The following is a 12,158-nucleotide window of genomic DNA, read 5'->3' as shown; positions in this document are numbered from 1 at the left end:
CCGCCCAATAAGGAGAACAAGAATGGCAGACCTGCTGAAGAAGTCTATTGGAACCCGTGGCAAGGTACATGACATCACTCCGGACAGTGCCGGATGGCGATATGTGGGTTTTGGGCTGTATCATCTGCAAGCAGGCGACAGGGCGGCCGAGGCGACAGGAGACCGCGAAGTCATTCTGGTGATGGTCGAAGGCAAGGCGCGGATCACCGGGGCCGGGCAGGACTGGGGCGTATTGGGCGGTCGGATGAACGTGTTCGAAAAGACACCGCCGCATAGCCTGTATCTGCCCAACGGAACCGAGTGGGAGGCTGTGGCGGAAACCGATTGTGTTGTGGCGGTCTGCTCGGCCCCGGGCAAGGGCGGCCACAAAGCGCGCCGGATCGGGCCAGATGGCATCACGCTGACCGAACGCGGCAAGGGTGTGAATACGCGATATATCAACAATATCGCGATGGAGAACGAGGATTATGCCGACAGCCTGCTGGTGACCGAAGTCTTTACGCCCAATGGGCATTGGTCCTCTTACCCCAGTCATCGACATGATGAGGATGATTTCCCCCGCATCACCTATTTGGAAGAGACCTATTACCACCGCCTAAACCCGGCCAACGGGTTCGGAATTCAGCGAGTCTATACCGATGATAGCCAGTTGGATGAGACGATGGCCGTCTCCGATGGCGATGTTGTGATCGTTCCGCGTGGCCATCACCCTTGCGGCGCGCCCTATGGGTTTGAGATGTATTACCTGAACGTCATGGCGGGCCCCCTGCGCAAATGGCGGTTTGCCCTGGCCCCCGAGGTCGAATGGATCATGGAGCGTGACGGATGAGCCAAGACTTTGCCAATTACCCTAGCCTTGCGGGCAAAACGGTTATCATCACGGGCGGGGCCGGGGGAATTGGTGCGGAAACCGTTCGCGCCTTTGCGGCACAAGGGGCGAAGGTCGGGTTTCTGGATATCAATGCGGATGCCGGCCTTACTCTGCTGGCGGAACTGGAAGGTGAACACGCCTTTGCGCAATGCGACCTGCGCGATATCGAAGCGATGCGGGCTGCGCTGGAGCAATTGGTCGAAGAGCTGGGCGCGGCGGATGTGCTGGTCAACAACGCTGCCCAGGATGACCGTCATGATTGGCGCGAGGTGACGCCGGACTATTGGGATGAGCGGATGGCGACCAATATCCGCCATATGTTCTTTGCCATTCAGGCAGTGGCCCCGGGTATGATCGCCAAGGGCGCAGGTTCGATCGTCAATATCGGATCGAATTCGTGGTGGGAGGCCGGGGCAGGTTTTCCGGCCTATGCTACAGCCAAATCCGCTGTGCATGGCCTGACCCGCACCATGGCGCGCGAATTGGGCGATCACCGCATTCGTGTGAACACGGTGGTGCCGGGCTGGATCATGACCGAGCGCCAGAAAGACCTGTGGGTCACGCCCGAGGCGCTGGCCAAACAGGTGGACCGTCAATGCCTGCCCGATCCGATAGAGCCTGTCTATGTCGCGCGCATGGTTCTGTTTCTGGCCTCGGACGACGCCGCCATGTGCAGCGCGGGCAACTTCATGGTCGAGGGCGGCTCGATCTGAAGGCGAAAGCGCGCGTTAACGTTGCGGTGGTGCGCCAAAGGCACGGATGACCATGCGCGCGGCGGCTTCGACCGGATCGTGGGTTTCTTTCAGGATCGTGACGCGATCAAACCGATCCGGGTCACGATTGACGGCCTCACGCATGGCATTTCCGAACGCCATACGCAGCTCGGTCCCGATGTTGAACTTGCAGATCGAGGTTTCGCGGGACAGCTTCACGCGCTGATCTATCGGCACGCCCGACCCGCCATGAATGACCAGAGGTACTGTGGTCATGGCGTCGATCTCGGCAATACGGGCTTCGTCCAGACCGCCTTCCTTGTTTTGTTGCAGATGGACGTTGCCGACCGATATCGCCATCGCATCCACACCGCTTTCACGTGCGAACTGGGCCGCTTCTGCCGGGTCGGTGCCGTTCGATCCTTCACCGCCCGAGTACCCGACAAAACCAATCTCGCCCTCGCAGGAAATCCCTGCCGCATGGGCCATCTCGGCAATTGCGGCGGTTTCATCGATGTTTTGCCGCAGGGGTTTGCGCGATCCGTCGAACATCAGCGAGGTGAACCCGCTGTCCAGCGCGATCTTGCAGTCCTCGAAGGTATAGCCGTGGTCCAGATGCGCCACGACGGGCACCGAGGCGTTTTCGGCCAGATACCGGAACATCTTGCCCAGGATCGGCAGTGGCGTGTGCTCGCGGCAGCTGGGTCCGGCTTGCAGGATCACGGGCGCATTCTCGGCCTCGGCCGCGGCTACATAGGCGCGCATGTCTTCCCAGCCGAGTGTGACCAGCCCGCCTACGGCATAGCCCTGTTCATAAGCGGGTTGCAGGACGTCTTTCAGTGTGACGAGGGTCATTTGAATTTCGCAATCATGTCTTTGATGCCAGGAATGGTCTCGATCTGATAGGCATGTGTGGGCTGGAAATACTGCACCAGAGAACGCTGGGTCAGGCCGCCGAGGATGGTGAAATAATACATCTCGTACCCCGGCAAAACGCAGCAGGGGTGATAGCCCTTGTCGATGCAAACGGTCGATCCATCCACGATGTGATAGGCGTCGCCCGGCTGGTTATCTTCGCGCTGCAACATCTGAAGGCCCGAGCCCCAGTTGGGCTTGAACCGGAAATTATAGGTCTCATCGTGGCGGGTCTCGTCCGGCAGGCGGTTGGTGTCATGCTTGTGGCTGGGGAAGCCCGACCAGCCGCCCTGACCGACGGTGAACAGCTCACTCACCAGCAGGCGGCCGACCTTGTCGTGTTGCTTTTGGCCAAGGATGTGTTTGATCTTGCGGTGGGTTTTGGTGTCGTCGCTGCCATATTGCACAAGGTCGTGTTCGCGCACATCGAACGGGTCCAGCACCTTGTCGTATTTCGCACCGGCAATGAACACCTCGGTCGCGTCAGAAACGCAGACCACCTGTACCTTTGCGCCGACGGGCACATAGATGCCCTCGGGCTCGCCATCCCAGACATCTTCGCCCCGGTTGCCCAGACTGGGGAAGGAAACGCCTTCGACATCCACATCGACGCTGCCGGTTGCAGGGACGATGCAGGTCTCGTAGCCCGGCACCTGGTATTCGAACGCCTCGCCTTTTTTCAGTTTGACGATGTTGAAATAGTTCAGCGGAACGGACGGATCACCGGCGTCAACGATGGGCTTGTTCTGATTGTCATAGGGCGCGATATGCATGGGATACTCCTATGTGGTCGGGCCGGGGTGAGAGGCGAGGAACGCGTTCAGTTCGGGGGTCGTCGGCATGGCGGGGGCGCAGCCGGGTTTGGAAACGACAATGGATGCGCAGGCGGAACCGCGCATCACCGAGTCTTTCAGCGAGTGCCCCGCCGCGATCGAAGCCAGAAGCCCTGCCATGAAACTGTCACCAGCCCCGACTGGCTTGATGGCGTCCACTGGGTAGATCCCGGTTCTGATTTCCTGCCCATCCGCCAGCGTCACGGCGCCTTTTTCGCCCATCTTGTAAATGACAACCCGGCCCGGTTTCCTGGCGAGGTCCTGTGCCTTGGCAAAGCCCTTTTCCATGCCGCCGGCCATGAAGCCGAACTCTTCATCATTGCCGACAATCAGGTCACAGGCTTCGCCCGCACGGGACAGAACGTCAGCGGCAATTTCTGGCGATGGCCAGCTGTAGGGGCGGTAATCAACATCGAAAATGATCGGAAGGCCAGCTTTGCGCGCGTTTTCAAACCCTTGGAACGTGGCGCTGCGCGAGGGTTCCGACGCAAAGACGGTACCAGCCGAGATCAGGGCCGAGAAGGATGAATAATCAACCTTGTCGACATCCGCGTCAGTAACCTGAAAATCGACCGCACCGTTGCGGTAGATGACATTCTGAAAGTTATCGGTCCGGCTTTCATACAGGGCCAGAGAGGTGCGATACTCACCCCCCAACACGCGGATATAAGAGGTATCCACCCCGTAATGTTGCAACCGGTTGAGGCAGAACCGACCAATTGCATCGTCCGAGACGGAGGTGATCAAGGATGCCTGACTGCCCAGCTTGACCAGACCGGCGCAGATATTCGCGGACGAGCCGCCAAGATCGGCATGGAACGTATCGGCCTCTTCGCTTTTGACACCGATCGGGTCTGCGTAAAGGTCCATACCCGCACGCCCCAGAACGGCAAAGCTGTTTCCTTTGATACCCTCCATCAAAGCGCTCACGTCATGTCCTCCGGCAAAGTGGGGTGGGCAAAGTTTGGACCTTGCGTTGAATCGATTCACACGATACTGATTTTGCAACCGGTTGCAAACACAATGTGCGAGGCCATGGCAGATGCCTGAAATCGGAGTGGGAATCGTGGGGGGCGGTTATATGGGCAAGGCCCATTCCGTTGCCATGTCGGCCGTCGGTGCGGTGTTCAACACGGCGTTGCGCCCCCGGCTTGAGGTCATCTGCGCGTCGAGCCCGGACAGTGCCGAACGCTACCGGGCGGCCTATGGATTTCAGCGGGCAACCGATGACTGGCGCATGTTGGTTGAAGACCCCAGGGTCGAGGCAATCGTGATCGCCTCGCCTCAGTCAACACATCGTCAGATCGCCGAAGCGGCTTTTGCCTTGGGCAAACCGGTCTTGTGCGAGAAACCATTGGGCGCATCGCTTGAAGACAGTCGGGCGATGGTTGCCGCGGCTGAGGCTTCGGGAGCGGTGAACATGGTGGGATTCAACTATATCCGCACACCCGCCAGCCAATATGCCCGCCAGTTGATTGCCGATGGCGCGATTGGTGACATCACGTGGTTCCGGGGCGAGCATACCGAGGATTTCTATGCAGATCCGCAGGCCCCGGCCACCTGGCGCACAACCGGTAGGGCCAATGGCACAATCGGCGATCTTGCCCCGCATATGGTCAACGGCGCATTGGCACTGATCGGGCCCATTGCGCAGGTGATGGCAGATGTTGAGACCGTTCACAAAACCCGCCCCGGTGGTGAGGTAACAAATGACGACCATGCCCAGATGATGTGTCGGTTTGAAAACGGGGTTATGGGAAACCTGTATTTCAGCCGCGTCGCGACGGGTCGGAAAATGGGCTATGCCTATGAAATTTCGGGCACAAAAGGCGCGCTCCGGTTCGATCAGGAGGACCAGAACGCGCTGTGGCTGTACAAGCGCGAAGGGCCCGAAGCCGCGCGCGGGTTCACCAAGATCCTGACCGGCCCCGCGCACCCGGATTATGAGCCCTTCTGTCAGGGTCCGGGTCATGGAACCGGCTATCAGGACCAGATCATCATCGAGGCCAAGGACTTTCTACAGGCCATCCACACCGGCGAGGCGATCTGGCCCACGTTCCGCGACGGGCATGAGGTCAACCGCGTGCTGGCCGCTGCGCTGGCCTCGTCCGATCAGCGGCAGTGGCAGGACATCAGCGATTTCTGATCGCTCTACGAGACAATTCCAATGAGAGACAATGACCATGGCTAAGTTGAGATGGGGCATGATCGGGGGTGGTGAAGGCAGCCAGATTGGCCCTGCACACCGCCTTGGGGCGCAGGCGGACGGGTTGTTCGAGCTTGCTGCTGGCGCGCTGGATCACCGGCCCGACGTGGGCCGCGAATACGCGCAGCGATTGGGTGTTGCTGCCGATCGTGCCTATGGTGACTGGCAAGAGATGCTGGCGGGCGAAAAAGACCGCGAGGATCGGGTTGATCTGGTAACCATCGCGACGCCCAATTCGACCCATTTTGAGATTACCAAGGCGTATCTTGAGGCAGGTTTTAACGTGTTGTGTGAAAAGCCGATGACCATGACGGTGGAAGAGGGCGAAGAGATTGTGCGCGTGGCCGAAGCCTCGGGCAGGATCTGTGCGGTGAACTACTGTTACTCTGCCTATCCGATGGTGCGTCAGGCCCGCGCGATGGTGCGTGCAGGCGATATCGGCAAGGTACGTCTGGTGGTGACCAATTTCAGCCACGGTCATCATGGCGACGCCACAGATGCGGATAATCCGCGCGTACGCTGGCGCTATGACCCTGCGATGGCCGGTGTTTCGGGGCAGTTTGCCGATTGCGGCATCCATGCGTTGCACATGGCCAGTTTCATCTGTGGCGATCAGGTGAAAACCCTGTCTGCTGACATGGCCTCGACCATCGCCAGCCGTGAGTTGGAAGATGATGCAATGATCAATTTCCGGATGGAGGGCGGCACGGTTGGACGCCTTTGGACATCATCGGTGGCGATCGGACGGCAGCATGGCTTTGACATTCAGGTTTTTGGCGAAACCGGTGGGCTGCGCTGGGCGTCCGAACAGCCCAACCAGTTGATCTATACTCCGGTCGGGGGGCGTACTCAGATCATCGAAAAGGGTGAGGGCGGTTTGCACGACGAGGTGCAACGCCTGTCGCGTGTCGCCATAGCGCACCCCGAGGGGTTCCCGCTGGCGGTCGCCAACATCTATTGCGATCTGGCGGATGCGATCCGCGGTGAAAGACGCGACGGTCTGCCCGGTGCGGCAGATGGGCTGCGGTCCATTGCGGCCGTTCACGCGGCTGTTGCATCGGGCAAGGCCGATGGCGTATGGAAGGACGCGCGGCCGCCGATGTTTCGCTGATCAGGGGCGGGGCCGCAATGTGCCCCGTTCAATCACGCGGCAGGGGAAAATACGGGCCTCGGGATAGCGCTGAGGCTCTTTCAGCATCTCGACAACCAGATCGACGGATGAGGTGATGATCTGCTTGATCGGCTGGTGGATCGTTGTCAGGTTAACGCTTTCCCAGCGCGACATTTCCATGTCGTTCAGGCCGATGATTCCAATGTCCTGACCCGGTTTCAGCCCGTGATCGGCCAGTGCGGACAATGCGCCAACAGACAGGATGTCATCGCCACAGAAATACGCTTCGGACGGGGTGTTGGCCAACAGGCGCAACATTTCGGCGCGACCGGCTTCGAAGGAATAAGCCCCTGCGAAACAATGGCTTACTTCGATATCGGGATGATCTGTCAACTCCTCCATGAACCCGCGATACCGGTCGAGCGCCGAGGTTGCATCTTCAGGCCCGCCCAGATAGCCGACACGCTTGTATCCGCGCGCCAAAAGCTCGCGCGCGGCCATGCGCCCGCATTCGACGTTGTCGATCCCGACCACATGCACTTCGGGCGAGGTGGCCGAGCGGCCAAATGTATGCACCACCGGTACGCCCGCATCGTGAAACGCCTTGGCAAAGCTGGGTGGCAGCGTCGAAGAGGCAACGATGGCCGCGTCAACCGAATACTGGCGCAGCATGCGGACCGAGTTTGCGGGCTCGGTCTCGTCCGTCAGGTTCACGATCAAAGGGCGTAGCCCGCGTTCCTGCAAGGCGCGGGTGAACTGATCGAACACCTCAAGGAAAATCGGGTTGTGAAAGTTGTTCGAAATCAACCCGATCAACTTGGTGCGCCCGGTGGTCAGGGACGAGGCGAGGGCGTTGGGACTGTAGCCAAGCTCTCGGGCGGCCTTTTCAACTTTGCTGCGTGTTTTTGCAGAGACCGAGGCGCCTTCGGTAAAGGTGCGCGACACCGCGGATCGCGATACACCAGCCAAGGCTGCGACGTCTTTCAGGGTCACGCTCACGCAGTGCGGCTCCGGTCGTTGATGGTCAGAGATATCAAGGTGTTTTGCATCAGAGATTCATTATGCACCATCGCAAAAGTCTTGCAACCGGTTGCAGGTCGCACTAGGCGGACGAGATCATCGGCGGCCACCTATGTTTATGAGCGAATGGCGGGAAAGGAAAGACCGGTACGGGCGACAGTTTTCGCAGGAAACACCAAGGATCGAACGCTACCGGTGACGCCCTTAGAACCTTAACGAAAGGCAGGACATTCCACCATCCAGCTTTGCGCAGTCGGTGTTGTCGATCTCTACGACCTCATACCCTTCGCGATCCAACATCTCAGCGGTGCGTGGGAAGCCAGCGGCCATCAACACCAGATTGTTGAAGCGGATCGCATTGGCGGCAGCTTCCTCTCCGTCCTCAACATGCAGCACCCGGTAGCCCTCAAAACAGCCCGATGCATCCAGCCGTCGGGTCGACAGTATTGTCTCGGCGTCCATCAGCGAACAATCTGTCTTGAAGTGTAGGACGCCCTCGGGCGTGAAAACTTCGCGCAGTTTGTGCCCCCACTCCGAGGTGATTTTCGCCAGCTCGGCGACACCTTCCGCGTCAGTCCGGTCTGACCGGCCTACCAGAATTTCGCGACCGGTAACAAGGATATCTCCACCCTCGACATGGCCGGGTCCCTGAATTTCCAGAACCGTGTCGTAGCAGTCGCGAAGGGTCGGCGCCATTTCAGCCACTTCACCCATCCGCGAAGGTGCGCCGGGCCGCATCAATATCGCACCTTGCGGCAGGCAAAGGGCTGTATCCTCGACAAATTGCGCGTCGGGAAACGCGTTCAGGGGATCCAGTTCGATCACCTCTGCTCCGGTGCTTTTCAGTGCTGCCACATATGCCTTATGCGCCGTTGTCATCCCGTCGAAATCCGGGTTTCCGATATCTTCTGCACGCAACCCGCCTGCAATAGTCGGAGCCGGACGGCGGGTGATGGCGCGGGAAAACTCAAAGGTTGGGTCTGACATGTTTCAATCTTTCTGAGCTGCGAATTTCGGAGCGGTGACTTCGATCATTACCGGCCCGTTCTGGGCGGCAGTTTGGCGCAATGCCTGCGCGACAGCCTGCGGTTCAGCTGGAACCGAAGCGAATGGAATACCGTATGACTTGGCCGTCGCAGAAAAATCAGGAGGCGAGGGATCACATCCTATGACTGTCACGCCCGCATCCTGCATTGACGTGGCAATTTCCTGGTATCCGTGGTTGTTCCAGATCACGAAGGTGATCGGCAGGTCTTCGTCGACCGCGGCCATAATTTCAGGCAGAGAAAACTGCGCGCCCCCATCGCCCGCGATGCATATTACACGTGCCGTGGGATCGGCGACCGAAGCGCCGATGGCTGCGGGGATTCCATAGCCCAGCGCGCCGTACCCGGTTGCCGCGTTAAACCAGCCTCCGGCCCGGTCGTGATCGTAGAAAAGATTGCCGGCATAGATCGGTTGGGTGGAGTCTCCGACCATCAGGGTGTTCGGGACCGCAGAACGCATTGCGTTGAGGACTTCCACCTGTTTGCGATAGTCCGGACCAATTTCCGCCCAGGCGGCGTCACGTGTTTTGCTTGCACGTTCCGCGCCATCGCTTTGCTTTGGCTTGTGCGGCAAGGCGTCAACCAGCGCTGATACAGCCAAGTTGACGTCACCTTGAATGATGAGCGCTGCCTCATGTCGCGCCAGTTGGTCGCCGCACCGATCAATCCGTATCAACCCTGACGTTTTAGCAATTTGGCCGGTGGCATACATATCATAGTCGGTTGGGCCCAGCTCGGTTCCCAGTGCAAGGACGCAATCGGCGCTTTCTATCAAGCCGCGTACGGCGTTCAGGCTGGGGCTTGCCGGAACAGTCAGTGGATGCCTGTGCATCAGGCCGCGCGCGTTGACCGTTTGCACCACGGGCGCATCGAGAGCTTCGGCCAGAGCCTGCAATCCAGCCTCGGAACGTTTTGCGCCGCCGCCCGCCAGAATGACAACGTTCTTCGCTTTGGCCAGTTGCTGTGCGGCTTGTGTAATCAAAGCCGGGTCATTCGGAGAGGCTGAGACAAGCGGTTCGACCTGTGTTTCCTGATAATCAGCCGCTGCAATATCCAACGGAACTTCGATATGCACCGGTCCGGGTCGACCGTTGGTGAGGGTGTGGAACACGCGGTCCAAGGCCGGGTCCAGAGCGTTGGTGGCGGAAACCTGTTCGGACAACAACGCAACGGTCCTGGCCAGTCCCGACTGGTCTGGCAACTCATGCAGATGCCCTAAACCCCTGCCAAGCGACGCGGTTTTGTTGACCCCAGACACCACCAGCATTGGTATTGAATCCGCGCGGGCCTGCGCCATCGGCGTCAATGTATTGGTTAATCCGGGCCCGGTGATCACAAAGGCCACACCCGGTTTGCCTGACACGCGCGCATAGCCGTCGGCCATAAATCCTGCGCCCTGTTCGTGTCTGGGTGTAACGTGACGAATGCCCGAGCCTGCAAGCCCGCGGTAAAGCTCGACCGTATGAACGCCCGGAATTCCGAACACGCAGGTCACATCCTTTTGGCGAAGCCTGGCAACCAATGCTTCGCCCACGGTCATTTCACTCATGCAACCTCGCGTGATTTTCTGTTGGCGTGATCGATGAGGCGGGACACCGCAGTGGCAAAGTCGGTGTCACTGATCGTCAGGGCCACTCGCACCCAGTCTTTCAAGCTGTCCCCAAAGGCGGATCCCGGCATGACAGCCACCCCGGTCTGCAACAAGTCCCAGGCATAGGCTTCGCCGTCCAGCCCGGTGGCGGAGACGTTGATCATGGCGAACATTCCCGCCTGAGGCCGGTGAACGGTCAGATCCGTTTCTGCTTCGAGGCGATCAGCCAAAAGCGTGGCGCGCGCTGAAAAACGGGCGGCCATGCCGGAGGCAACCTCGGACCCGTCGCGGATCGCCTTTTCAGTCATATCGGCGATAAAGGGCTGATTGCCGAAAAGCATGGTCTCGGAATAGGGCAGTAGCGCTTCGCAAAACGCGGCTGGCCCGACACACCAGCCACTGCGGAACCCCGGCGCGGCATGTGATTTCGAGATGGATGATACGCCTATGACACGATCCGCCAGTTCCGGGTCTGCCAGTGGCGACACAAATCTGGCCCCGTCAAAGATCAGTTCTTCATAGACCTCGTCCGAGATAATCCACAAATCATGCGCAATCGCGAGCTGTCCGATCTCGGCTAGCTCCTCGGCGGTCAGGATCGCGCCCGTTGGGTTGTGTGGCGTGGTCAGAAGAATGGCGCGGCTGCGCGGTGTTACGCGTACGGCGATATCTTTGGCCTGCATGCGAAACCCGTGTTCCGGGCGCAGCGGTACGGGCACCATTTCCGCCCCGGAAGCACGCACGACCCCTTCGTAGGTTGCATACATCGGATCACCGACCAGAACTTCGTCACCGGCCTCGGCAACGCCGGCCATGGCAGCGAACAATGCGGTCTGCGTTCCGGGAAAGCACAGAAAATTCTCGGGCCCGAAAACGCGTCCGCGGGAAGCCGAGTAACGGGCGGAAAGCGCGTCAAGCAAGCCAGCTTCGCCACGGCCATTGGAGTAGCCCGTTCGCTGGGCCCGTAGTGAGGTTACGGTGGCTTCGACCAGCGCGTCCGGCACCGGCACGTCCGGTTCACCTATCGTCATTTCGACGATGTCCGCTCCGGCCTTGATAAGGTCGCGCGCTTTCAGATGTACGCCCCATTTGGCGCCACCCAAGCCCGCTAACCGTTCTGTCACAGATGTGGTCTTCATGGTTGTTCCACCTCTTTGATCAATGGGATACCGACGATAGCACTGACGGAATCCAATCCGATCTGCGCCAATTGACCTTCGGAAAATTCATCTGGAAGCGCACCGCCTTCCAGCCAAAGACCGTCGATAACCGCGTTGCAGGCAATGGCCAGTTGCACGGCTTGCGACGTGGTGACTGGACGTCCGGTTTCTTGCAATGCGGCGACGATCAGCTTTTCAAGCTGATCCCGGAAATAGTTATAGGTTTGCTGGTGGATGCGTTGCATTTTCGGATCACGCTGCACCTTGTTCAGGAAGCCGGCCCACAAGGCCACAGCGCTTGGATCAACGATTGGCGGTCGCAGCGACGCATCAACGAAGTTGGTCAACTGAGATACTGCGCTGCCTTTCCCTGACGACGCAGCAGTCTGATCGGTCAGCGTATTCATGTGATGTTCGTACGCAGCCTGAACCAGTTCCTCCTTGGATGAGAAATAGTGCCGGATCAGCCCTTGGGTCACGTTCGCGCGGGCCGCGATCTGACGCACAGTGGCACCCCGAACGCCCATCTCGGCAATCAGGTCCAAAGTCGCCAGGATCAGCGCCTCGCGCCGAAACTCGGCAGATTCACGTGTAAATTTACGGCTGTCGTCCTGCACGTCCGGGCCATCCATGGTACGGAATTATTATACACTTGCATAATTGCGAGATTCGAGGCTTACTGCAAGCTGAAA

Annotated in this window: 12 protein-coding genes; 4 read left to right on the top strand and 8 right to left on the bottom strand. The window is 59.3% G+C overall.

Annotated elements, in window-relative coordinates:
* The first annotated feature begins 22 nt into the window (after positions 1 to 22).
* Together iolB and ACR0D9_RS11855 are read left to right on the top strand one after the other, a co-directional pair.
* The gene (gene iolB, locus ACR0D9_RS11860; RefSeq protein WP_480538915.1) at positions 23 to 829 is read left to right on the top strand and encodes a 5-deoxy-glucuronate isomerase; all 807 of its coding nucleotides are present in this window, start codon (positions 23 to 25) and stop codon (positions 827 to 829) included.
* Positions 826 to 1,584 carry an SDR family NAD(P)-dependent oxidoreductase gene (locus ACR0D9_RS11855; protein WP_480538913.1) on the top strand — a complete coding sequence of 253 codons (759 nt, stop codon included), beginning with the start codon at positions 826 to 828 and terminating at the stop codon, positions 1,582 to 1,584. The genes iolB and ACR0D9_RS11855 overlap by 4 nt, the downstream gene beginning before the upstream one ends.
* A 15-nt stretch (positions 1,585 to 1,599) precedes the next feature.
* Here the strand turns inward: ACR0D9_RS11855 and ACR0D9_RS11850 are convergent, their stop codons facing one another.
* The 3 genes from ACR0D9_RS11850 to iolC are packed head-to-tail and all read right to left on the bottom strand — an operon-like array spanning position 1,600 to position 4,250.
* The gene (locus ACR0D9_RS11850) at positions 1,600 to 2,439 is read right to left on the bottom strand and encodes a class II fructose-bisphosphate aldolase (RefSeq protein WP_480483305.1); all 840 of its coding nucleotides are present in this window, start codon (positions 2,437 to 2,439) and stop codon (positions 1,600 to 1,602) included.
* Complete coding sequence (locus ACR0D9_RS11845; protein ID WP_480483307.1) at positions 2,436 to 3,272, bottom strand: 5-deoxy-glucuronate isomerase; 837 nt, start codon at positions 3,270 to 3,272, stop codon at positions 2,436 to 2,438. Before ACR0D9_RS11845 ends, ACR0D9_RS11850 begins: the two co-directional genes overlap by 4 nt.
* A 9-nt stretch (positions 3,273 to 3,281) precedes the next feature.
* Positions 3,282 to 4,250 (bottom strand): 5-dehydro-2-deoxygluconokinase, encoded by a 969-nt coding sequence (gene iolC, locus ACR0D9_RS11840; protein WP_480483371.1) that lies wholly within the window; start codon positions 4,248 to 4,250, stop codon positions 3,282 to 3,284.
* A 124-nt stretch (positions 4,251 to 4,374) separates the two neighbouring features.
* On the opposite strand from iolC, the gene ACR0D9_RS11835 reads away from it, so the two are divergent.
* Both ACR0D9_RS11835 and ACR0D9_RS11830 read left to right on the top strand, forming a co-directional pair.
* Positions 4,375 to 5,478: a Gfo/Idh/MocA family protein gene (locus ACR0D9_RS11835; RefSeq protein WP_480538911.1), complete on the top strand. Its 1,104-nt coding sequence runs from the start codon at positions 4,375 to 4,377 to the stop codon at positions 5,476 to 5,478.
* Positions 5,479 to 5,515: 37 nt separating this feature from the next.
* On the top strand, positions 5,516 to 6,649 hold the full coding sequence (locus ACR0D9_RS11830; protein ID WP_480538909.1) for a Gfo/Idh/MocA family protein: 1,134 nt from the start codon (positions 5,516 to 5,518) through the stop codon (positions 6,647 to 6,649).
* Here ACR0D9_RS11830 and ACR0D9_RS11825 read toward each other — a convergent pair whose 3' ends face one another.
* From ACR0D9_RS11825 to ACR0D9_RS11805, 5 genes are all read right to left on the bottom strand, one after another.
* Entirely contained in the window at positions 6,650 to 7,648 is a 999-nt protein-coding gene (locus ACR0D9_RS11825) for a LacI family DNA-binding transcriptional regulator (RefSeq protein ID WP_480538907.1), read from the bottom strand.
* A 225-nt stretch (positions 7,649 to 7,873) separates the two neighbouring features.
* Positions 7,874 to 8,656, bottom strand: a complete 783-nt coding sequence (locus tag ACR0D9_RS11820) for a dimethylarginine dimethylaminohydrolase family protein (RefSeq protein ID WP_480538906.1) — start codon at positions 8,654 to 8,656, stop codon at positions 7,874 to 7,876.
* A gap of 3 nt (positions 8,657 to 8,659) precedes the next feature.
* Positions 8,660 to 10,264, bottom strand: coding sequence for a 5-guanidino-2-oxopentanoate decarboxylase (locus ACR0D9_RS11815; RefSeq protein WP_480538904.1), 1,605 nt, complete (start codon positions 10,262 to 10,264; stop codon positions 8,660 to 8,662).
* The gene (locus ACR0D9_RS11810; RefSeq protein WP_480538902.1) at positions 10,261 to 11,445 is read right to left on the bottom strand and encodes a pyridoxal phosphate-dependent aminotransferase; all 1,185 of its coding nucleotides are present in this window, start codon (positions 11,443 to 11,445) and stop codon (positions 10,261 to 10,263) included. The genes ACR0D9_RS11815 and ACR0D9_RS11810 overlap by 4 nt, the downstream gene beginning before the upstream one ends.
* On the bottom strand, positions 11,442 to 12,098 hold the full coding sequence (locus ACR0D9_RS11805) for a TetR/AcrR family transcriptional regulator (protein WP_480538900.1): 657 nt from the start codon (positions 12,096 to 12,098) through the stop codon (positions 11,442 to 11,444). Before ACR0D9_RS11805 ends, ACR0D9_RS11810 begins: the two co-directional genes overlap by 4 nt.
* Positions 12,099 to 12,158 lie beyond the last annotated feature (60 nt).

It is taken from the genome of Ruegeria sp. AK11, from assembly GCF_056541095.1.
This window is presented reverse-complemented; position numbering and strand designations above follow the sequence as displayed.

Coding starts and splice junctions, on each gene's coding strand:
- ACR0D9_RS11855 (WP_480538913.1), top strand. CDS start 826: ATGAGCCAAGACTTTGCCAATTACCCTAGCCTTGCGGGCAAAACGGTT.
- ACR0D9_RS11815 (WP_480538904.1), bottom strand. CDS start 10,264: ATGAGTGAAATGACCGTGGGCGAAGCATTGGTTGCCAGGCTTCGCCAA.
- iolB (WP_480538915.1), top strand. CDS start 23: ATGGCAGACCTGCTGAAGAAGTCTATTGGAACCCGTGGCAAGGTACAT.
- ACR0D9_RS11835 (WP_480538911.1), top strand. CDS start 4,375: ATGCCTGAAATCGGAGTGGGAATCGTGGGGGGCGGTTATATGGGCAAG.
- ACR0D9_RS11830 (WP_480538909.1), top strand. CDS start 5,516: ATGGCTAAGTTGAGATGGGGCATGATCGGGGGTGGTGAAGGCAGCCAG.
- ACR0D9_RS11805 (WP_480538900.1), bottom strand. CDS start 12,098: ATGGATGGCCCGGACGTGCAGGACGACAGCCGTAAATTTACACGTGAA.
- iolC (WP_480483371.1), bottom strand. CDS start 4,250: ATGGAGGGTATCAAAGGAAACAGCTTTGCCGTTCTGGGGCGTGCGGGT.
- ACR0D9_RS11845 (WP_480483307.1), bottom strand. CDS start 3,272: ATGCATATCGCGCCCTATGACAATCAGAACAAGCCCATCGTTGACGCC.
- ACR0D9_RS11820 (WP_480538906.1), bottom strand. CDS start 8,656: ATGTCAGACCCAACCTTTGAGTTTTCCCGCGCCATCACCCGCCGTCCG.
- ACR0D9_RS11810 (WP_480538902.1), bottom strand. CDS start 11,445: ATGAAGACCACATCTGTGACAGAACGGTTAGCGGGCTTGGGTGGCGCC.
- ACR0D9_RS11850 (WP_480483305.1), bottom strand. CDS start 2,439: ATGACCCTCGTCACACTGAAAGACGTCCTGCAACCCGCTTATGAACAG.